This window comes from Hymenobacter coalescens, from assembly GCF_054783195.1.
Genome location: NZ_BAAGRA010000016.1, coordinates 135,019 through 157,592, shown reverse-complemented (window position 1 = coordinate 157,592; position 22,574 = coordinate 135,019). Strand labels below are relative to the sequence as shown.

Here is a 22,574-nt window from a genome sequence, read left to right as displayed (position 1 = left end):
CTGCTATGCGAAACAGCTACCTCGCGCTGCTCCTGCTGCTGCTGGGGCTGCCCACCGCCCTGCGCGCCCAGACCGGCGGTGCGGTGGGCATCGGCACCAGCACGCCCGATCCGAAAGCGGCGCTGGACATCCGCAGCACCGACAAGGGCCTGCTCATCCCGCGCCTCACCGAAGCCCAGCGCCTGGGCATGGGCGCGGGCCTGCCCGCGGGCCTGATGGTGTTTCAGACCGACGGGCCCGCGCCCGGTTTCTGGTACTACTTCGGCGGGCAGTGGAACCGCATTCCAACCAGCACCGCCGGCGACAACCTGGGCAACCACACCGCCACTCAGAACCTGGGCCTGAACGGGCGCTGGCTCAGCAACGACGGCGGCAACGAGGGCCTGCGCATCCTCGACAACGGCAACGTGGGCATCGGCACGGGCAACCCCAGCGCCCGGCTCGACGTGAGCGGCAGCGCCCGCGTGAGAGACGCCGCCACCGTGGGCGGCGACCTGACCGTGCAGGGCACCACCGCCGTGGGCTGGATGCTCGTCACCAGCGACGACGCGATTGGCGGCAACAGCCGCGGCCAGTTCGTGCTCTTGTGCCCGGCCGGTATGCGCGTGCTGGGCGGCGGCGGCGGCCACCGCGACTGGAACGCCGCCGCCAGCGACATCACCGTGAACTACTCCGGCCCCGACCCCGCCGCCCCCGAGACGCGCTGGCGCTTGATTGTGAGCAACACGAGCACCAGCAGCCGGGCCGTGCGCCTGTACTGCACCTGCGCCCGCGTGGCGCCCTGAGACCGGACCCGGCCCGTGCGTGGGCCCCTTGCCCGACCACGGGGCGGGCAAGGGGCCGGCCCCGAAACCAGGGGACCTCTGACCGCTGCTGCGCCGTGCTTGCCAGCCGGCGAGCTTCGCTCCGGCCTGCATTTCAGGCATAGTTGCTCATCTTTTTTTCCGCTGACCATGCAGTCACTCTACTCCTTAGCCCTGGCCGCCCTGCTGCTGAGCGCCGGCGCGGCCCGCGCCCAGTCGGTGGGCATCGGCACCGCCGCGCCCGACGCCGCGGCGGCCCTGGACATCCGCAGCACCGACAAGGGCCTGCTCATCCCGCGCCTCACCGAAGCCCAGCGCCTGGGCATGGGCGCGGGCCTGCCCGCGGGCCTGATGGTGTTTCAGACCGACGGCGCGCAGCCCGGCTTCTGGTACTACTTCAGCGGGCAGTGGCTGAGCCTGCCCAACCAGCAGGCCGCCGCCGTGACGGCCGAGAACGGGCTCACCAAGAGCGGCGCGGCCGTGCAGCTGGGCGGCGCGCTCACGCAGCCCACCACCGTGGCCGCGGGCACCCAGCCGCTCACCGTCTCGGCGTGGCCCGGCACCTACCAGCCCACCGCCGCGCCCGACGCCGGGAATGCGGCCGCCCCGGCCGGCTCGGTGAACCTGAACGGCGCCAGCCAGACGTTTACGGTGCTGCAGTCGGGCCTGCTGCGGGAGCTGCGCGTGACGGGCGACCCGCAGGGCACCATGACGGGCACCACCACGGTGCGCGTGGAGCTGCAGGGGCCGCTGCCGGCCACCACCCCGCAAACGTCGGTCACGACAATTGCCACCACGGCCGGCCTCACCGCGTCGCTGCCCAGCGGCTTGGCGGTGCAGGCGGGCCAGCAGTACCGCCTCGTCCTCAGCCGCCTGGGCAACTCGCCAGGCTCGTTGCTGGTTTCGTACTCCGCCAACGACGCCTACTCCGGCGGGCAATCGTCGGCCGGGGCCGGGCGCGACCTGCTCTTCAGCGTCGGGGTGCAGCTGCCCAGCCCCGAGGCGCCCCTGCTCCACGCCGAGGCGGGGCGCGTGGGCGTGGGCACCGGCAGCCCTCAGGCGCCCTTGCACGTGGTGGGCGCCAGCCGCTTCGATCAGCTCGCCGGCACGGGCACCCGCCTAGTGACGGCCGACGCCGCCGGCAACCTGAGCACCCAGACCGTGGCCTCGGTGGGCGACAACCTGGGCGACCACACCGCCACCGAGCCGCTGAAATACAACGCGAACGACGGCGACAAGCTGCTGCTGCTGCGCGACTACGGCGCCACCGGCCCGAAGCTGGCCCACGGCAGCGGCTGGACCCTGGACTACTACGCCGGCCCCAGCAACAACAACCTGGGCGTGCACCGCTTCCTGACCGGCACCAGCACCGGCTGGCAGGAGCGCCTGCGCATCGCCAACAACGGCAACGTGGGCATCGGCACCAGCAGCCCGCAGCAGGCCCTGGACGTGAACGGCACCGCCCGCGCCACCGGGTTTGTGTACACGACGCCTCTCACCTACACGTACGTGGTCACCCCGGCGGATTTTCGGGCCGTCTCCAACGGCAGCTACGACGCGGTGCTCGCGTCCTTGGGCTCGGGCAACCCGCAGGGCGTGTACATGTCGGGCAGCGGCGTGGGCAACCTGGCGGCCCCGCTGCGCCTGCCTGCCGGGGCGGTGGTGACCCAGCTCCAGCTCCGCGTAATCGACAACGACGGCAGCACCACCACGCCCACCCAGCTGCGCCTGAGCTGGCGCCGCCCCGAGCCGGGCATGGTCTTTTACACGGGCGGCGAAACGGCCTGGGCCACGCTGGCCGCCGACAACGCTAACATCCAGGAAGTGTCGCTGAACACCAACGTTACCATTGACAACAGCTCCAACTACTACCTGCAGTTTCAGGCCAACCGCAGCGGCTCCTGCGCCTTGCAGAGCGTAATTGTGACGTACACCCTGTCACGGCCCTGGTGAGCAGCCCAGGAAGCGCCCTGGTTGCCGGCTCGCGGCGGGGCGGGCGTCGTATCTTCCGGGCCTATTGTCCCCCGGGTGCCGGCCCGTTTACCGGCAATTCTTCCCCTATGCCCCTTTCCTTATCCGAGCTAAAAGACCGCGCCATCCGCTTTGCCCAGGAGTGGCAGGGCGAAACCCGCGAACATGCCGAGGCCAAGGCGTTCTGGATTGACTTCTTCCAGGTGTTCGGCCTGAACCGCCGCCGCGTGGCTTCCTTCGAGGAGCCGGTGAAGAAGCTCTCCGGCCAGCAGGGCTTCATCGACCTGTTCTGGAAAGGCACCCTGCTGGTGGAGCACAAAAGCCGGGGCAAGGACCTGGACCGCGCCTACCAGCAGGCCATCGACTACTTCCCCGGCCTGCAGGACTACGAGCTGCCCAAGTACATCCTCGTCTCCGATTTCGCCCGCTTCCGCCTCTACGACCTGGAGGAAGGCCAGCAGCACGAGTTTCCGCTGGAAGAGCTGCACCAGCACCTGCACCTCTTCGCCTTCCTCACCGGCTACCAGAAGCGCCAGTACGCCGCCGAAGACCCCGCCAACGTGCAGGCCGCCGAGCTCATGGGTGCCCTGCACGATGCCCTGCTGCACGGCGGCTACCACGGCCACAAGCTGGAGGTGCTGCTGGTGCGGGTGCTCTTCTGCCTGTTTGCCGAAGACACCGGCATCTTCGAGAAAGACGCCTTCCGGGCCTTCCTGGAAGAGCACACCCGCCCCGACGGCTCCGACGTGGGCACCCGCCTCGCGCAGTGGTTTGAGGTGCTCGACCAGCCCGCCGCCCAGCGCCAGCGCAGCCTGCCCGAGTACCTGCAGGTGCTGCCCTACGTCAACGGCTCCCTGTTCACGGAGTTCTTCCCCTTCCCGGCCTTCGACGCGGCCCTGCGCCAGCAGCTCATCCGCTGCACGTACTTCGACTGGTCGCGCATTTCGCCGGCCATCTTCGGCTCCCTGTTCCAGTCGGTGACCGACCCGGTGAAGCGCCGCAACCTGGGCGCCCACTACACCTCCGAGACCAACATCCTGAAGGTCATCCGCGGGCTGTTCCTGGACGAGCTGGAGCAGGAGCTGCGCGCCGCCGGCCACGACCGGCGCCGCCTCGACGCGCTGCACCGCCGCCTGGAGCGCACCCGCTTCCTCGACCCCTCCTGCGGCTGCGGCAACTTCCTGGTGGTGACCTACCGGGAGCTGCGCCGCCTGGAGTTCGAAATCCTGGAGCGGCAGTACCCGGCCGGCCCCGACCGCCAGACCGTCAACCTGACTCTGCTGGCCCGCGTGCAGGTGGACCAGGCCTACGGCATCGAGGTGGAGGAATTTCCCGCCCGCATTGCCGAGGTGGCCATGTGGCTGATGGACCACCAGATGAACATGCGCTTCTCCGAAGCCTTCGGCACCTACTACGCCCGCCTGCCCCTGACGCGCACCGCCAAAATCGTGCACGGCAACGCGCTGTTGGTGGACTGGAAAGACGTGCTGAACTTGCCCGATTTACAATACGTCGGCGACTCGGCGACTCGGCGACTCGGCGACTCGGCGACTCGGCGACTCTAGCAGCGGCAGCGGCGTAGGAGCGGACACCTACATCCTGGGCAATCCGCCGTTTATCGGCTCGAAGCTGATGACCGAGCCGCAGCGCCGCGAGCTGCTGGCCGTGGCCGGGCCGAAGCTGCAAGGCGCGGGCGTGCTCGATTTTGTGGCCGCGTGGTACCTAAAAGCCGCCCAATACATTCAGGGCACGGCCGTGAAAGTGGCCCTCGTCAGCACCAACAGCATCACGCAGGGCGAGCAGGTGAGCATCCTGTGGGGCGAAATGCTGGGCCGCTACGGCATCCACATTCAGTTTGCGCACCGCACCTTCAAGTGGAGCAACGAGGCCCGCGGCAACGCCAACGTGTTTTGCATCATCGTCGGCTTCGGGCTGGAAGCGCCGCCGGTGCGCCGCCTGTTCGACTACGCCACGCCCAAAAGCGAACCGCAGGAGCTGCGCGTGAAGAACATCAACCCTTATTTAGTAGATGCTGAGAATGTTGTTGTCGGCAGTCGTAGCAAACCTATAGCTCCTATTGCACCAATGCGTTTCGGAAACATGCCCTTAGATGGAGGGCATTTGATATTGGATGAAGAGGCAAAGCAAGAACTGCTGGCAGCGGAGCCGTTGGCTCTTCGCTTTATTCGCCCTCTCATCGGCGCACATGAATTTATTAATAATAAACAGCGGTGGTGCTTATGGCTCGTAGATGCTACACCTTCAGATGTGAAGAATATGCCAATGGTACAAGAGCGCATTAAACTAGTAAAGCAATTCAGGGAAGCGAGTACTGCTCCTTCTACCCAGAAATTTGCTCTTGTGCCCAGCTTATTTCGTGATACAAAACAGCCCTCCACTCAATATCTGATTATTCCCCTCCATTCATCTGAATCGAGAAGGTACATTCCTATTGGCTTTATGCCGCCAGATTGTATTGCAAACAACAGTTGCTCGATAGTACCAGAAGCTACCCTTTATCAATTTGGAGTTATGACCTCCGCCATGCATATGGCGTGGGTTCGTCAGATATGTGGACGTCTAAAAAGCGACTTCCGCTACTCAAAGGATTTAGTCTACAACAACTTCCCCTTCCCCACCGCGCCCAGCCCCAAGCAAGTAGCGGCCGTGGAAGCCAAGGCCCAACAGGTGCTGACCGTGCGCCAGCAGTTCCCCACCGAGAGCCTGGCCACCCTCTACGACCCGCTCACCATGCCGCCCGCGCTGGTGCGTGCCCACCAGGAGCTAGACCGCGCTGTGGACCTGTGCTACCGCCCGGCGGCCTTCCCCACCGAGCTGAGCCGCCTGGAATTCCTTTTCGAGCAGTACCGGCAGCTGGCGGCGGCGGCCGAGGCGCCCGCCCCCCCAAAGCCGCGCCGGGCGGCCAAGGCGTAGACCCGTCTTCTAACCGACCTGTTGGGGCGCGCCCAAATCCATGACGTCGGCCACGAACGCGGCCAGTTCGCGGTAGGGGGCGGGGCGCGCCTGCCGGATGGCGCGCAGCAGGCGCTGCATGGGCGGGGTTTCTTCTACGTCCTCCTGCTTGCAGAAACGGATAAAGTCAGGCAGGGCGGCTGGCAGACCCAAGTCGGGCAGGTGGATGCCGGCAGCTCCGGCCGTGTGATACAGCCACGCGTCGCAGGCAGGGTTTAGCACAATGAGGTGCTGATAAGGCCGCTGCGGGTGCCGAAGCACTTGGTGAATATGGGTGGGGCCACCGAAGACCAGCTCCGTAAACTGCCGCAGGTACAGGGACTGGGCAAATTTCTTATCGGCATCTACCAGCCCCACCACCCGGCGTCGGTCGTGGGGCGCGGCAGCCTGCTCCTGCAGCACGCGGGCTACTTGGCTGATGCCCTGCCGGTGGCTGACGAACTCGTAGCGGAAAGAGAGCAAGGCCAGCGCCAAGGCCGTATCCACGTTGCACTCGGGCACGAACTGGGCGTACTCAGGCATCGGCGGGGCGCGGAATGAAGCGGCGCATGTTCAGGAACACGTCCACGGAGTCGCTGCGGATGCTGAGCATCTGCTCATCGGTAAGCTGGTGAATTTTGGTCTGGTGGTCCTCGTAATACGCCACGAAAATGCCTAGCTCGCCGATTTTATCTTCGTAGGGCAGCATCTGCTCCACCACCTCTGTGAACAGGTAGGGGCTATGGGTGGCCACGAAGAACTGGTTGGTTTCGCTGTCCACCATGCGCCGCGCCAGCCCGGCCACGTAGCCGGGGTAGGAGTGCGCCTCGGGTTCCTCGAAGAGTAGCACCGAGTTTTTATTGGATTCAATGGCCGCTGTGTAGAATATGATGCGCTGCAAGGTGTCGGCGATGAGCGAATAAGGATAGTTGTAAACCAGATCCTCTTCCTCTTTTTGAATCTCGAATTTTCGCTCCCCTACCCGCAACACCAGCTTTTGCCCGTAGGGTTTGAAGAGGGCGGCCACATACTTCCGCAGCGCGGGGTGGAACTGCACCACTTCCCACAGATTGTACCCACTCGGAGGCGCCAGAAATGAGTACCGGTAAAGCTGATTATGCGGCTGACCGACTCGATAAACATACTTTTTGGGCAAGGCCGATACGTTTGAGTATAAGCTGGTAGTGGAGCCCGCGCTTCTTCCGTCAGGCTGCAAGGGCATGTCACAGAAACTAAATGCGGCTTCATGCTCCTGAAATTCCGGGGCTAATCGCCGCAACATAGGCCGCAGCGACAATGCACCCCAAGCCGTAGAGGAAACGCCACGGTTACTTTGTTCTGCCTCCTGCTGAGCTAAGGCGGCACTGTGCAAAACATTGGAAAACTGCAAAAACTGATACTGGCCGATGATGTCTGCTCCCAATACGGCCTGTAAATCAGCGGACTCTACTATCACCGGCACACTGGTATCGTTATCGTAAAACAGGTTGGACACCGTTTCATACCGGATTACCTCATCCATAAACCGGTTGCTCCGGTCGTAGAGACCCGTCCCCAACAAGCTCAGCGCCTCCAGCACGTTGGACTTGCCCACGTTCGGCTGGCCGATGAGCAGGTTCACGCGGCGCGGCTGCAGCGTCACATCCTTGATTGACTTAAAGTTGCGGATGCGCAGCGAGCGGATGGCGTTTTCCATGGAGCGGGGGTTTGCTCAAAGATAGGAGACCGGGCAATGACAGGGAACCGGGCCGCCGCCGCCAGCCAAGGCGCCCATTACTCCCGAAATGACGGTAAAAGCGGCGGCAAAGCAGCCCACGGGGCCCGGCGAAGGGGCTTTTGGTACCCCGGCCGCGCCAACAACACCCCCGGGACAGCCACCGGCCCGGCCGTACACATTCCGCTCGGGCACCAACAAGCCGGTTGGGGGGGAAATATCCTGCGAGAATTGATTAGAGTTGTTCCCGAATAGAAAACCGGCAAAAACCGGTCATGCTCGATCTGGCGTCCGCTTGTCGAAGCATCTCTACCGCTTCGCCAGCTAGCATTCAACGAAGCGGTAGAAATGATTCGCGAGGCTCAGCAGGACGGGCTGACGCGAGTTTGCTAATTCGGGAACAACTCCATTGGCTATGAGAGCCGGGTGAAAAGAGGATAGAGCTAACGAGAAAAGACGGCGGCCGGGGCGGGCAAGCGCGGCGTGTCAGGGGGCCCGGGCCAGGCGGATAAGGAGCGGCGGTAAGCGGGCGAAAGATGCGGGTTGCGGCCGGGCTTTGCAAGGGCGGCGTGCATTGCGCGGGCCAAATATTTGTCGCAGTTTTACCGGGATTATCCGGCCCTTACGTTGCCTGCATGAACGTCTTCTACCGCTACCTGGCTGCGGCGCTGCTCAGCGCCGGTAGTTTCCACGCCGCCGCCCAGTCGGTGGGCATCGGCACCAGCACGCCGCACGCCTCGGCCGCGCTGGACATCAGCAGCACCGGCCGCGGCCTGCTGCCCCCGCGCCTGACCTACCAGCAGCGCACGGGCATCTCGAACGCCGCCGCCGGCCTGCTCGTGTACCAGACCGACGCCAGCACCAGCCCCCCGGCCCCGGCCGGCTACTACTACCACACCGGCACGCAGTGGCTGCCGCTGGCCGGCCAGCCCGACAACCTGGGCAACCACACCGCCACCCAGGCCCTGAACCTGAACGGCCAGCTGCTGACCGGCGGCGGCGCCCAGGGCCTGAGCGTGAGCAGCACGGGCAGCGTGGGCATCGGCAACACCGCCCCGCAGGTGCCGCTGGAAGTCACCGGCGACTTCCGCACCACCTCCGGCACCACCACCACCCCCACCGGCGCGGAGCAGTCCCTGAGCCCGGTGGGCGGCAGCAGCGTGCTGAACTTCACCGATAACCCGCTGGGCCAGTCGTTTACCCTGCCGGTGGCGGCGGTCGTCACGTCCGTCGGGCTCAGCCTCGACAGCCCCGGCGGCACCAGCCTCACGGTAAGCTTCCTGAACGGGGCGGGCCTGGGCGGCACGCAGGTGGGCAGCGCCCAAACCTTTACGGTGGCGCCCACCGGCCCCGGCGTGCGCACCTACACGCTGGACACCCCGCCCGCGCTGGCGGCCGGGCAGCCGTACACGCTGCGGCTCTCGTTTGGCGGGGGCACGGCCGTGCGGGTGGTGGCCGGCGCCACCATCGGCGGCGGCGCCATTCACACGGGCGGCTCCACGCTGGCCAACTACTCGCTGAACGGCTCCATCCGCTACCGCAGCAGCACCACCGCGCCCACCCCCGTGCTGGCCAGCACCGGCAACCGCGTGGGCGTGGGCACGGCCGCCCCCCAGGCCGAGCTGCACGTGGCCGGCGCGGGCAGCACCGTGCGCCTGGAAGGGCTGGCCGGCGCGGCCACCCGCCTGGTGACGGCCGACGCCAGCGGCAACCTGGGCACCAGCGGCCTGGGCCTGACCAGCAGCGGCTACGTGGGCATTGGCACCAGCTCGCCGGGCGTGCCGCTCGACGTGCAAACCAGCGTCAACGCCGCCGTCGGCGGCTACGCCTACCTGGCCAACGTGGGCCCGAGCCCCACCGGCTACAACGGGGGCGGCACCAACGCGGTGAGCATCCGGGCTTCGGCCCGCGTGGTGGCCGCGGAGTTCAATGCCACGTCCGACCGGCGCCTGAAAACCCTCATCGGCCTCTCCGACCGCGCCGCCGACCTGGCCCTGCTGCAGCGCCTGCGCATCACCGATTACCGGATGCGCGACCGGGCGCAGTTCGGGGACCGGCGCTTTAAGAAAGTCATTGCCCAGGAAGTGGAGGACGTGTTTCCGCAGGCCGTAAACCGCCAACGCGGCTTCCTGCCCGACATTTACCAGGTGGCCAAGGGCCTTACGGCCCTGCCCGGCGACTCGCTGCTGGCCCTGGCCGTGCCCGTGCCGCCCGCCGGCGCCGCGCCCGGCCAGCGCCTGCGCCTGGTGCTGCCCGACGGCCGCCTGCTGGAAACCGCCGTGGCCCACGCCGCCGCGCCCGGCACGGCCCAGCTGCTGGTGCGCCGCCCGGCCGCGCTGGCCGGCGCGCTGCCCGCCGGGCTGTTCGTCTACGGGCTGGAGCACCCGGACGTGCGCACCGTGGACTACGAGGCGCTGGCCATGCTGAACGTGTCGGCTACGCAAGAGCTGGCCCGCCAGCTGGCCGAGCTGCAGCAGCAGCACGCCGCCTTGCAGCAGCATACCACCGCCGCTCAGGCCGCCGCGGCCGATCTGGCGCGGCGGGTGCAGGCGCTGGAGGCGCAGGGCCAGCAGGCGCGCCGCTGACCGGCGCGGCGCGGCGCCGGAGGCGGTTCTAGGCCTCGGCGGGCTGCACCTCGTCCATCAGCCGCCTGACCTGCTCGGGCTGGCCGAAGACGTAGAGCGTGTCGTGGAGGCGGATGACGGTGTCGTCGGTGACCTGCTCCAGCGGGTTGCCGCTGCGGCGGATGGCCAGCAGGCTCAGCCCGAAGCACTGGCGCACCTCCGATTCGAGGCGGCTGCGGCCCACCAGGTGCGCCCGCGGGTCCACGTCGACGGGCACGCCGGCCAGCTCGCCGCCCGCCAGCCCCACGTGCATGCCCGACCACGCGGCGCGCGTGAGCGAGCGGGGCCGCAGCATGGCGTGGCTGCCGTGGCGCAGCTCGACGATGAGCTTTTCGATTTCGTGCAGGGGCACCAGGAAGCGCGCCAGCACGTGGGCCAGCACCTCCATGGAGGTTTCCTGCTCTTCGGAAATGACCTCGGTGGCGCCCACGCGGTACAGCTGCTTCCGCTCGTGCAGGTAGAGGCTGCGCACGAGGATGCAGGCCGTGGGATTGAGGCGCCGGATAGCGGCCACGGCCCGCAGGCTGGCGGCCGGGTCGGATATGGCCAGCACCACCACCCGGGCCCGGGCCACCCCCACGTGCTCCAGCACGTGCTCGTGCGTCACGTCGCCGTACACGATCCGCTCCCCGCGCTTCAGGCCCCGGTGTACCTTGTCGGGGTCGGCCTCCAGGATGACGTAGGGCAGCTTGGCAAACTTGGCGGCCCGCACCAGGTTGCGCCCGTTCAGCCCGTAGCCCACCACGACGAGGTGGTCGGTGAGCGGCTTTTCGGCGGCGGCCAGGGGCTGGGTGGGCAGGTCGGCGTCGGAGTGCAGCTGCTGCTCCAGGCGCAGCGGCAGCGGCAGGCGCATCACCCAGGCCACCGCGGGGCCCGCCAGGCGCATCACCAGGGGCGTGCAGCACATGGTGAGCACCGATATGGCGAGGAAGATCTGGTAGCTGTCGGGCTTGATGAGGCCGGCATCCAGCCCGGCCCGCGACAGCACGAAGGAAAACTCCCCGACCTGGGCCAGGGCCACGCCCGCCAGCAGCACCTCGCCGATGGGCACGCGCAGAAACACGGCGGCGGCCGGCGTCAGCAGCATCTTCAGTGCCATCACGCCCAGGGTGATGACCAGAATCTGCACGGGGTGGTCCAGCAGCACGTGCACGTCGAAGAGCATGCCGATGGACACGAAAAAGAAGCTGGCGAAAATCTCGCGGAACGGGAGCACGTTGCTCACCGCCTCGTAGCTGTACTCCGACTCGGAGATGATCAGCCCGGCCATGAAGGCGCCCAGCGCCATCGATAGCCCGGCCATTTCGGTCAGCCAGGCCACGCCCAGGCAGGTACCGATGATGGTGAGCAGAAACAGCTCGCGGCTGCGGGTGCGCACCACTGCCAGCAGCAGCCGGGGCATCAGGTAGCGGGCCCCTACCACCACCACGGCCACCACCGCCATCATTTTGGCCAGCATCACCCCCAGCCCCAGCCAGGGGCTGCCACCCGCTTGCCCGCTGAGCAGCGGCGTGAGCAGCATCATGGGCACCACCACGATGTCCTGAAAAATAAGGATGGCCAGCACGATCTGCCCGTGCATGGATTCCACCTCCATGTGCTCCTGCATCACCTTCAGCACGATGGCCGTGCTGCTGAGCGAGAGCAGAAAGCCCCAGAAAACCGCCGTGCCGGGCGTGCAGCCGGCGGCCAGGGCCAGCACCGCCACCACGGCCACCGTGAGCCCCACCTGCAGGGTGCCGCCTAGAAACACCGCGCGCTTGATGCGCGCCAGGCTCTGCACCGAAAACTCCAGGCCGATGGTGAACATGAGCAGCATCACGCCCAGCTCGGCCACGTGGTCGACCTTGGCCGGCACTTTCACCAGCCCCAGCGCGTAGGGCCCCGCCAGCATGCCCGTCACCAAAAATCCGATGATGGACGGCAGCTTGATGCGGTTGAAGAGCAGGGTTACGCCCACCGACAGCAGCAGGATAACCAACAAGTCGTAGAGTACGGATGAGGAATGCATGACGGTAAGCGTTGGGCGCCCCAACTTCTTCATTCCCAACCGCCGGCACGCATGCCGGCAGCTCCTGCAAGTCGGGTAGCCAGTACCCTGTTTCTCCCCCTCGGCCCAACTGGTTTCGGCTATGCGAAACGGTGTTGCGGCACCATCATCCTTCGTGTAAGATACGGAAAAGACAGCCCAAATAATAGAATAGCTGCATATACAGACCACCTTGGCGTCGCTCCCCCCACGCGGTTGCCCGCAAAAAAGGCCCGGACAAACGCGTCCGGGCCTTTTAGTATGGATCATGCATCCGACGCCGCTAGGCGGGCTGCGGAGCCGCCGGGGCGGCGGGCGGGCCGCCGTGCTCCTCGTCGGGCTGGTAGCTGGCTTCCAGCTCGGCCAGCTTGGCTTTGCCGTAGGCCACGCGCGTGATGAGCACGTAGAGCACCGGCACGATGAAGATGGCCAGCACCGTGGCCGAAATCATGCCGCCGAGTACCGTCCAGCCGATGGTCTGGCGGCTCTGCGCGCCGGCGCCCGAGGCAAAGACCAGCGGCAGCACGCCCAGGATAAAGGCTAGCGAGGTCATCACGATGGGGCGCAGGCGCAGGCGCACGGCTTCCAGGGTGGCTTCCACCAAGGGCATGCCCCGGTCCACGCGCTCCTTGGCAAATTCGATGATCAGAATGGCGTTTTTGGCCGACAGGCCGATCAGCGTAATCAGGCCGATCTGCGCGTACACGTTGTTGGTGAGCTTGGGCAGGAACGTGAGGGCCAGGATGGCCCCGAAGGCGCCCAGCGGCACGGCCAGCAGCACCGAGAACGGCACCGACCAGCTTTCGTAGAGCGCGGCCAGGAACAGGAACACGAAGATCAGCGAGAGGGCGAAAATGTACACCGTCTGCCCCCCGGCAATCTGCTCCTCGCGCGAGAGGCCCGAAAACTCGTAGCCGTAGCCCTGCGGCAAGGCCTGCTCGGCGGTTTCCTTCAGGGCCTGAATGGCGTCGCCGGAGGAGTAGCCGGGGGCGGCGTTGCCGTTGATTTCGGCCGAGCGGAAGAGGTTGTAGTGCGAGATGAGCGGCGCCGACTCGCTGCGCTTGTAGCTGGTGACGGTGCTCAGCGGCACCATGCCGCCCGAGGAGTTGCGCACGTAGTACTGGCCCAGGTTGCTGATGTCGGCCCGGTGCGTGCTGTCGGCCTGCGTCACCACGCGGAAGTTGCGGCCGTAGAGCGTGAAGTCGTTCACGTAGGCCGAGCCGAGGTAGGTGCGCAGGGCCGTGCCGATGTCCGAAATCGAGACGCCCAGCTTCTTGGCCTTTTCGCGGTCGATGGTGAGCTGGTAGCCCGGCGTGTTGGCGGTGAAGAACGAAAACGGGGCCGCAATTTCGGGCCGCTTGCGCAGCGCGCCGAGGAAGGCCTGCAGGTTGGCGTCGAAGTTCTTGATGTCGCCGCCGGCCTCGCGCTCCTGCAGCACAAACGAGAAGCCGCCCGAGTTGCCCAGGCCCGGAATGGCCGGGGGCGAGATGACCACGATGTTGGCTTCGCGCAGGCGGCTCAGGCGTTGCTGCACGGTGGCAATGAGGCCCTGCAGCTGCTGCTCCTTGTCTTTGCGCTCATCCCAGGGCGCCAGCTGGCAGAACACGGTGCCGCTGTTCGACTTGGAGGAGAAGTTCACCACGTTCAGGCCCCCCAGGCCGGCGTAGTGGGCAATGCCCTTGATCTGGCTTAGCTCCTTCATCACCTCCTGCAGCGTGGCCACCGTACGCTCCGTGGAGGAGGCTTCGGGCAGCGTGAAGGTGACGAACAGGCGGCCTTCGTCCTCGGTCGGGATGAAGCCGGAGGGCTTGTTCTTGAACAGCAGCCCGGTGCCGGCCACGATGCAGACGAGGATGATGACCACCAGCCGCGAGTGTTTGATGCCCCGCTGCACGCCGTTGCCGTACTTGCCCGTCACGCGGTCAAACCACGTGTTGAACTTGAAGAAGAAGCGGTCCAGGCCTTTGGATTCGGCGTCGCGCTTGTGGGGCTTGAGCAGCAGCACGCAGAGCGCGGGCGTCAGCGAAAGGGCCACAAAGGCCGAAATCAGCACCGAAATGGCAATGGTAATGGCAAACTGCTGGTACAGGCGCCCGGTGATGCCCGGAATGAAGCCCACCGGCACGAACACGGCCGCCAGAATCAGGGCAATGGCAATGACCGGGGCCGAAATTTCGCGCATGGCCGCCAGCGTGGCCTCGCGCGGGCTCAGCCCCCGCTCGTTCATGTTGTGCTCCACGGCTTCCACCACCACGATGGCGTCGTCGACCACGATGCCGATGGCCAGCACGAAGCCGAACATGGTGAGCGTGTTGATGGTGAAGCCCAGCGGGATGAAGAACAGAAACGTACCCACGATGGACACCGGAATGGCCAGCACCGGGATGAGCGTGGAGCGCCAGCTCTGCAGGAACAGGTACACCACGATGACCACCAGCACCAGGGCCTCCACCAGCGTGTGCAGCACCTCGTTGATGGACACCTTCACCACCGTCGCCGACTCGAAGGGCACGATGTAGTCCAGGTCGGCCGGAAACTGCTTTTTCAGCTGGGCCATGGTGGCATTCACGTTGTCGAAGGTTTCGAGCGCGTTGGCGCCGGGCGCCTGGTACACCAGCAGGTAGGCGGCGCGCTTGCCGTCCACGAAGGAGTTGTTGGCGTAGTTGAACTTGCCCAGCTCCACGCGGGCCACGTCCTTGAGGTACACCACCGAGCCGTCCTCGGGCCGGGTCTTGACTACGATGTCGCCAAACTCCTCGGTGCTGGTGAGGCGGCCCTTCACGAACACGATGTACTCAAACGTCTGCCCGGTCTGGGCCGGCGGCGCGCCGATGGAGCCGGCCGCAATCTGCGCGTTCTGCTCCTGAATGGCGGCCGTCACTTCCTGGGCCGTCACGCCGAGCTGCGAGAGTTTGTCGGGGTTCAGCCACACGCGCATCGAAAAGTCGTCGGCTCGGCTCACGATGTCGCCCACGCCCTTGGTGCGCAGCAGCGCGTCCTTGACGAAGACGTTGGAGTAGTTGTCGAGGAAGGTGGTGCTGTGCGTGCCCTTGGGCGAGTACATGGCCACCAGCATCAGGATGCTCGGGTTGCGCTTGCGCACCGTCAGGCCCAGGCGCTGCACTTCCTGCGGCAGCGTAGGCAGGGCAATGCCCACGCGGTTCTGCACGTCGAGGGCGGCGATGTTGATGTTGGTACCCACCTCGAAGTTCACCGTCATGCTCATCTGCCCATTGCTGGTGCTGTTGCTCTGCAGGTAAGTCATGCCGGGCGTGCCGTTCACCTGCACTTCCACGGGCGTGGCCACGGTTTGCTCCACGGTTTGCGCGTCGGCCCCGGTGTAGGTGCCGTTCACCGATACCGTCGGCGGCGTGATTTCCGGGTACTGCCCCACGGGCAGGTTCAGGATGGCCAGCACCCCCACCAGCACGATGACCAGCGAGATGACAATGGCCGTGACGGGGCGCCGGATAAAGGTTTCTGCAATCATAAGGGCCTCACCCCTGGCCCCCTGCCCTGCGGCGAGGGGGAGCCTGACGATTGGGGGCTGGTTACGTCAGATACGTTGTTTTTCCTCTCATTCTGCGCCAAGCGCAGGACCTTATCACGCCAGATAGAAACCACCTGACGCCGGCCGTTCTGCGGGGCTAAGCTCCTGCGCTTGGCGCAGGATGACAGACGATTTTTCCGCTTGTTACTTGGCCGCGGCCGCCGTGGGGGCGCCGCCCGCCGCCGGGGCCGGCCCGGCCTGAATCAGGCCGCCGTCGCGCAGGCGGTTCAGGCCCTCGGTCACCACCTGGTCGCCGTCCTGGAGGCCATCCAGCACCACGATCTGGTCGCGCAGGCGCGGGCCCAGCTGCACCTTGATCTGGCGGGCCTTGCTGCTGTCGCCGGCCACGAACACGAAGTTCTCGCCCATCTGCTGCACGATGGCCCGGAAAGGCACCACCACGCGGCGCCCCGACTGCCGGTTGAGCACGCGCAGCACGGCGCTCATGCCGTCCTTCAGCTTCCGGTCGGGGTTCGAAAACTGCACCCGCACCCGCACGGTCCCGGTTTGCTGGTCCACGCCGCGGTCGATGGCCAGGATGCGGCCGGGCTGCCCGTAGGACGTGCCGTCGGGCAGCTCCAGGCGGAACGTGGAGTCGGCGCGGGCGCTGCCCTGGCGCTGCATCTCGCCGAAGCGGGCAATGTCGGACTCGGTCACCACGAAGTCCACGCCCATCGGGTCTTCGCCGCCGATGGTGTTCAGCAGGGTGCTGCCGGGGCTCACCTGCGAGCCTAGGCGCACCTGCGAAATGCCGATGCGGCCGCTGAACGGCGCCTTGATCAGGGAGTAGTCGAGGTCGGTGCGGGCGGCGGCCACGCCGGCTTCGGCCACGGCCACCTGGCTCTGGGCGGTGGCGTAGGCCGTCTGGGCGTTGTCCACGATCTGGCGGGCAATGGCGTCCTGCTGGGCCAGGCGCTGGTAGCGGTCCAGGTTTACCTTGGCGTTCTGGGCCGTGGCCTGGGTGGCGCGCAGCCCGGCCACAGCCTGCTGGTACGCCGCTTGGTACTTGCGCCGGTCTATTTCGTAGAGCGTCTTGCCCTTGGGTACCACTTCGCCTTCCTTGAAGAAGATGCCGGTGATAAAGCCCGCCACTTGGCTGCGCAGCTCCACGTTGTTGAGGGCTGCCACGGTGGCCGGGTACTCGTCGTAGTACACGGCATCGGTGGTGCGGGCCGCCACCAGGGTTACGGGCGTGGCGGGCGGCGGGCCGGCCGCCTGGCCGGCCTGCTTGTTGCCGCAGCCGGTCCAGGCCAGCAGGCCCGCGGCATAGGCGAGGGCGAGAAAGGATTTATTCATGTTGGGGGTAGGGTCAGAACGTAGTCTTCAGCTCGTCATTCCGAGCGAAGTCGAGGAATCTCGCTGGATAGTAACTTTCCCGTTACAAGAGAAAAACGCTATCCGATGTCAGCACGCGAAATGTCTCGGCTTCGCTCGACATGACGTTCAATTATTGACAGCTAATCAGTACTGAATCGGCAGCGTACCCTGGGCGCGCAGCAGGTCCACCTTGCTGCTCAGCACCTGGAACAGGGCCTGGTAGTAGTTGAGCTGGGCCGTGCGCAGGGTGGTCTGGGCCACGATGACGTCGAGGTAGGTTTTGATGCCTTCGCGGTACTGCAGCTGCACCACGTCGTACACTTCCTTGGAGAGGGCGAGGTTGCGCTGTCCGGTAAGGTAATCGGCATAGTAGCTCTTGTAAGACGCCAGCGCCTGCTCAAACTCGGTATTGACGCGGTTGCGGGTGGCCAGCAGGCCCTGGTCGAGGCGCTGGTCTTCGAGCCGCTCCCGGCGCAGGTTCTGCAGGCGCCGCGTGCCTTGGAAGATGGGCAGCGAAAATTGCAGACCGGCCAGGGAGTTGGGCAGGCGCTGGTTGTAGAGGTCCGAGATGTTGTTGCTCAGAAAAGCCGTGTTGTAATTGCCGAAAGCCGACAACGACGGCAGCCAGCCGTACTGGTAATAGCTGATCTGGGTGCGCTGCAGGGCCTTTTGCGAGAGCAGCTGCTGCACCTCGATGCGGTTACCGGGGTCCAGGGCCACGGCCGTGTCCACCGCCGCCGCCTGCATCAGCCGCAGCGTGTCGTACTGCAGCTGCAGCTGCTGGGGGGCGCTCAGGCCCATCAGCTCCTTCAGGTAAGCCGACTTGGCGTTGATGGCTTCCTGGGCCTGCTTGCGGGCTACGATGGAGTTGTTGAGCAGGATTTCGGCCTGCTTGTAGTCGATTTTGTCCACGATGCCGGCTTCGTAGCGGGCCCGGGCGTCCTGCAGGCTGCGGCGCAGGCGCAGGATGTCCTCGCCGAGCACCTCCAGTTGCCGCTGCGAGAGCAACACGTCGTAAAAGGCCTTGCTCACGTCCGCCACCACGTCGATGCGCACGCCGGTGGTGTTCTGCTGATAGAGCTGCCGCGAGGGGGCCGCCGCGCGCCGCGCCAGCAGCACGTCGTTGTTGAACAGGGCCTGGGTGGCGGCCAGCCCGACGGTCGACTGGTTGCTCAGGCCGAACTGCCGGGGCGTGTTTACCCCGTCGATGGGAATTACCGAGAAGGGCAGCTGAAAGTAGTGCTGGGCGGAGGCGTTCAGCGCTACCTGCGGCAGCCAGCCGGCCAGCCCGACGCGGATGTTGGTCTCGTTGATTTCCTCGTCGAGGCGGGCCTGGCGCACGGCGGGCTGGTTTTGCAGGGCCACCTGCAGGCACTGCTCCAGGCTGAGCGGGCCGGCGGGCACGGCCGGCGTGGGTTGCTGGGCCCGGGCCTCGGGCACCGACATAGTGGTCAGCAGCAGGCCGCCGAGCAAACCGGCGGCGCGGACCGCCAAAGAAAAATAGCGCATGTAGCTCAAGGGCGCGAAAAGCGCGCAATTCAGAGTGTTGGGGCGGACAGTACTCGTTGCTGAGTTGGCAGCGGGGTCCGGACTGGACTTTACCCAACGCCAAATCCACTGCCCGGCGGGTAGCCAGGCGAAGCAGGCAGCAACAATCATTCACCGGGTGGGTGGGGCGGTTAGGCTCAGTTAAACCTAGCGCCTGCCAAAAGGTTATGCCCGGGGTTGGGCGGCGGGCAGTCGCTCGAACGCTCACCGTCAGCGCCTTACGAAATATTCTACCCACAATACCACCGGGGCGCTTTAGTAAATCCAAAAACCGGGGACTTTTCGGTAAAAAACTGCCGCTGATACCCAGCCCACCCCCGAACATCAAACGGACAAACATCCGCGCTAAGCCGGATCTGAGGGAGCGAGCGGGCCTGCGTTGCCGGGCGGCCGGAGGGTCAGGGAATCGAGGCTTCAACCAAGTGGAGCATCTGCCGGGCGTTGTAAATGGCCGAGGCATCGATGTCGTTGTTGAAGTACAAGAACGCCTGCCGGACCGCCGGGGCTGCATCGGCGGCGGCCTTCACCCCGCCCAGGAAGTCCTCCTCATAGGGCGACTGGTACAGGTGCGGCACGCCGTGGAAGCGGTAGTACAGCGTCGGGGCGGTGGCCACCACGGCATCGGGCAGCAGGGGGTGGCTTTGCCCGCAGAAAGCCACGCCGCGCTGCTGCAGCTGCTCGTACACCGCCCCCGTCCACCAGCTCGGGTGCCGAAACTCCAGCACGTTCTGAAAAGCCGGGTCCAGGTAATCCAGGATGCGCTGCAGCCGCTCGGGGGTGTAAGCCGCCCGCGGTGGCAGCTGAAACAGCACCGGCCCCAGCTTTTCCTGCAGGCCGTCTTGCACCGTGGCGTAGAAATCGGTCAGCAGCCCGGCCACGTCGTTGAACTGCTTGTAGTGCGTAATCAGCCGCGGGGCCTTTACCGCGAACAGGAAGCCGGGCGGGCTGTTCTGGTGCCAGTTCTGCAGGAAGCTGAGCTGCGGAAAGCGGTAAAACGTCACGTTCAGTTCCAGCGTGCCGAAATGCTGGGCGTAGAACTCAAACCAGCGGCGCACGGGCAGCTTTTCGGGGTAGAAGCGCCCGCGCCAGTGGCGGTAGTGGTAGCCGGAGCAGCCGATGTGGTAAGGGGGCATGGCAGGAAGGGATACACCCGGGGACCGGAGTTCTTCCCGGGCCGATGAGCGTATACGGCCGTGGCCTGCCGACTTCAGCCCCTGACGCACAAAAACCCGCCACTGTTCAGCGGCGGGTTTCTGCAGGCAGTGCCCCGGGGCCACTACGGGGTTCCCTGGGGCGCGTCGCTCTCGAAGGGCGGCACGGCAATGATGGGGCCGCCGGCGCCGGTGTACACCGAGTACAGGCTGGGCGGCTGGTGCAGGTAGCCGGGCAGGCGCACCAGCCCGTCGGCCTGCACCTGGTAGCGCAAGTCGGTTTCGTACTCCTCGAAGGCCCGGCGCACGTCCACGTCCAGGTCGCGGATGTGGCCGCCCTGCGTGTCGTACACCCAGCCGTGCACCTTCAGGGGCTTGCCGAGCGCGGCGGCGCGCTGCAGCACGGCCGTCTGGTGCAGGTTGTACACCTGCTCCACCACGTTTAGCTCCACCAGGCGGCGGTAGCGCTCCTCCTCCGTCTCCAGGCCCGACAGCTGCTGCTGGTGGCGCTGCATCACCGTGCGTACGTGGCTGAGCCAGCCGTTGAGCAAGCTGTTGTCGGGCTCCTGCATGGCTACGCGCACGCCGCCGCAGCCGTAGTGCCCGCACACCACCACGTGCTCCACGCCCAGCCCCTCCACGGCGTACTGCAGCACGGCCAGCAGGTTCAGGTCGGTGCTTACCACCAGGTTGGCCACGTTGCGGTGCACAAACACCTCGTCGGGGGCGGCACCGGTAATCTGGCTGGCGGGCACGCGCGAGTCGGAGCAGCCGATGAAGAGGAACTTGGGAGTGGGCTCGTGGCGCAGCTCGGCAAGGTAGTGCGGGTCGCGGCGCAGCTTTTCGGCCACCCAGTTGCGGTTGTGCCCGAACAACTTGTAGTAAGCTTCAAAATCGGTGTCGGTGCCGGTGGTTGCGCGCTGTTCGGCCAGGTTTTGGGCGTACTCGGCGCCCTGCCGCAAAAACAGCAGCTGGATGTTGCGGGCGCGGGCCGTCTCGCGGAAGTTCTCGATGGCGCTGACGATGTCGCGGTCGATAACGGCCGAGCTGGTGCCGTCGACTTCCACCGTGCTGTTATCCGGGGCGCTGTGCAGCACCTTCAGGATGCTGGCCTTGTTGATGAAGGACACGTTTTTGCCCAGGTTCACGCGGATGCGCTCCTGCCCCTGCACCACGTACCGCTCGTGCCGGTGGGCGTGGCGGTAGTTTTCGCGCAGCACGAAGAACACGCCCACGGCCGCCCCGATGCCGATGCCCACCAGCAGGTCGGTGGCCAGGATGGCCAGCACCGTCACCGCAAAAGGCAGGAACTCCTTCATGCCCTCCCGGTACAGCTCCCGAAACAGCTTGATGCGCGTGAGCTTGTAGCCGGTTACCAGCAGAATAGCCGCCAGGGCGGCCCAGGGCACGTAGTTCAGCAGGGCCGGAAACAGCAGCACGCTCAGCAGCAGAAACGTGCCGTGCAGCAGCGCGGCCAGCTGGGTGCGCCCGCCCGCGTTGATGCTCACCGAGCTGCGCACCACCACCGAGGTCAGCGGCAGGCCGCCCAGCAGCCCGCTCACCACGTTGCCCACGCCCTGCGCCTTCAGCTCGCGGTTGGTCGGCGACTTGCGCTTGAGCGGATCCAGCTCGTCGGTAGCTTCCACCGACAGCAGCGCCTCCAGGCTGGCCACCAGCGCGATGGACAGGGCGGCCGAGTACAGCGCCGGGTTGCGGAGCTGCGCGAAATCCGGCAGCGTAAACAGACCCAGGAAGTTCTCCAGGCTGCTCACGACGGGTAAAGTAACCAGGTGCGTCCCCCGCAGGGCGGCGTCGGGGTAAAATGCATTCACCATCTGATTCACCCCCACTCCCAGCAGCACTACGATCAACGCGCCTGGTATTTTCGACAGCACCGGGTGGCGTTTCACCACCGGTTGTTCCCAAAGCACCAGCACCGCCAGCCCCAGGCTGGCAATGGTGAGTGCCGTGGGACTGATGTGCTGCAGGGCCAAGCGCAGCAGGTCCACGATGCTGCTGCCCTGCTGCGGAAACAGGGTCAGCGCTTCGGTGGCGTCGGCATCGTAGCCGAGCACGTGCGGCACCTGCTTCATAATTAATATGAGCCCGATGCCGGCCATCATGCCCTTGATGACGGAGGACGGGATAAACTGGCTGATCATGCCGGCCCGGGCTAGTCCCATGCCGATTTGCAGCAGGCCCGCCAGGCAGATGGCCAGCTGCACCGCCGCAAAGGAGCCCAAGGCCTGCAGCGCCCCGACCACCACCAGAATCAGGCCTGCTTCCGGGCCTGAGATGCTCAGGGCCGAACGGCTCAGCGCCCCGACGACCAGCCCCCCGACGATGCCGGCGATAATGCCCGCAAACAAGGGGGCCTCCGACGCCAGCGCGATGCCCAGGCACAGCGGTACGGCCACCAAAAACGACACGAAGCCGCCCTGCAAATCACTTTTCCAGTACTTCAAGTCCCAGCTTTGCCAGGTAACATTGGCGGTCGGTTGCGGCATACCTATGCGACGATTATGGCCGCGCCGTAGGGCGCCGCCGGGCGATACATGTCGGGTAGGAATGCCGGTGGCATGGCAGGGTCGCGCAGCGGCTGCCTGAGGCATCTTTCGGCGCCTCAATTGCGGTGGTGTCGGCGAGTAACTCAACAGCTCAAACGGACGAGCTGCCTCAAGACAAATCCTATTTTCTTCCCCTGCTATAACTAGCCTTACAAAAGTAGCCCGTTTAACTACCTACGTATTAATATCGGCTTAAAATGCAGTTATAATTGAATTAAAATAATATTATAGAAGAATTAAAGCGACACAACAGATCAATTAAAACGTGTTTTAACCTATTCTCCTTTACGTCAAGCGGCAGGTGCCGTCATTAAAAATTCCTTTAATACCATTTTAACAAATTCAAGG

General features: G+C 65.6%; 13 protein-coding genes. 5 read left to right on the top strand and 8 right to left on the bottom strand.

Translation table 11 applies throughout. The annotated features are described in order from the left end of the window. Window positions 1–5: 5 nt before the first annotated feature. From ACYVKQ_RS12095 to ACYVKQ_RS12080, 4 genes are all read left to right on the top strand, one after another. A complete protein-coding gene (locus ACYVKQ_RS12095; protein WP_460675594.1) occupies window positions 6–785 on the top strand; it encodes a hypothetical protein in 780 nt (259 codons plus the stop codon). 168 nt (window positions 786–953) lie between these two features. Continuing rightward, window positions 954–2,756, top strand: a complete 1,803-nt coding sequence (locus tag ACYVKQ_RS12090) for a hypothetical protein (protein ID WP_460675593.1) — start codon at window positions 954–956, stop codon at window positions 2,754–2,756. Window positions 2,757–2,863: 107 nt separating this feature from the next. Next, complete coding sequence (locus ACYVKQ_RS12085) at window positions 2,864–4,339, top strand: type IIL restriction-modification enzyme MmeI (RefSeq protein WP_460675592.1); 1,476 nt, start codon at window positions 2,864–2,866, stop codon at window positions 4,337–4,339. Further along, window positions 4,275–5,708, top strand: coding sequence for a type IIL restriction-modification enzyme MmeI (locus ACYVKQ_RS12080; protein WP_460676076.1), 1,434 nt, complete (start codon window positions 4,275–4,277; stop codon window positions 5,706–5,708). Before ACYVKQ_RS12085 ends, ACYVKQ_RS12080 begins: the two co-directional genes overlap by 65 nt. A 9-nt stretch (window positions 5,709–5,717) precedes the next feature. On the opposite strand, the gene ACYVKQ_RS12075 is transcribed toward ACYVKQ_RS12080, so the two are convergent. After that, complete coding sequence (locus ACYVKQ_RS12075; protein WP_460675591.1) at window positions 5,718–6,269, bottom strand: hypothetical protein; 552 nt, start codon at window positions 6,267–6,269, stop codon at window positions 5,718–5,720. Beyond that, window positions 6,262–7,422 (bottom strand): AAA family ATPase, encoded by a 1,161-nt coding sequence (locus ACYVKQ_RS12070; RefSeq protein ID WP_460675590.1) that lies wholly within the window; start codon window positions 7,420–7,422, stop codon window positions 6,262–6,264. The genes ACYVKQ_RS12075 and ACYVKQ_RS12070 overlap by 8 nt, the downstream gene beginning before the upstream one ends. 653 nt (window positions 7,423–8,075) lie before the next feature. Here ACYVKQ_RS12070 and ACYVKQ_RS12065 point away from each other — a divergent pair. Beyond that, window positions 8,076–10,025, top strand: coding sequence for a tail fiber domain-containing protein (locus ACYVKQ_RS12065; RefSeq protein ID WP_460675589.1), 1,950 nt, complete (start codon window positions 8,076–8,078; stop codon window positions 10,023–10,025). 28 nt (window positions 10,026–10,053) lie between these two features. On the opposite strand, the gene ACYVKQ_RS12060 is transcribed toward ACYVKQ_RS12065, so the two are convergent. The 6 genes from ACYVKQ_RS12060 to ACYVKQ_RS12035 form a co-directional block, all read right to left on the bottom strand. Continuing rightward, a complete protein-coding gene (locus ACYVKQ_RS12060; RefSeq protein ID WP_460675588.1) occupies window positions 10,054–12,075 on the bottom strand; it encodes a cation:proton antiporter domain-containing protein in 2,022 nt (673 codons plus the stop codon). A 301-nt stretch (window positions 12,076–12,376) separates the two neighbouring features. Next, the gene (locus ACYVKQ_RS12055; protein ID WP_460675587.1) at window positions 12,377–15,583 is read right to left on the bottom strand and encodes an efflux RND transporter permease subunit; all 3,207 of its coding nucleotides are present in this window, start codon (window positions 15,581–15,583) and stop codon (window positions 12,377–12,379) included. A 204-nt stretch (window positions 15,584–15,787) separates the two neighbouring features. Further along, window positions 15,788–16,939 (bottom strand): efflux RND transporter periplasmic adaptor subunit, encoded by a 1,152-nt coding sequence (locus ACYVKQ_RS12050; protein ID WP_460675586.1) that lies wholly within the window; start codon window positions 16,937–16,939, stop codon window positions 15,788–15,790. 165 nt (window positions 16,940–17,104) lie between these two features. Continuing rightward, window positions 17,105–18,469, bottom strand: a complete 1,365-nt coding sequence (locus ACYVKQ_RS12045) for a TolC family protein (RefSeq protein ID WP_460675585.1) — start codon at window positions 18,467–18,469, stop codon at window positions 17,105–17,107. Window positions 18,470–18,906: 437 nt separating this feature from the next. Continuing rightward, window positions 18,907–19,641, bottom strand: a complete 735-nt coding sequence (locus tag ACYVKQ_RS12040; protein ID WP_460675584.1) for a DUF72 domain-containing protein — start codon at window positions 19,639–19,641, stop codon at window positions 18,907–18,909. A gap of 143 nt (window positions 19,642–19,784) precedes the next feature. Beyond that, window positions 19,785–22,166: a SulP family inorganic anion transporter gene (locus ACYVKQ_RS12035; protein ID WP_460675583.1), complete on the bottom strand. Its 2,382-nt coding sequence runs from the start codon at window positions 22,164–22,166 to the stop codon at window positions 19,785–19,787. Window positions 22,167–22,574: the final 408 nt, after the last annotated feature.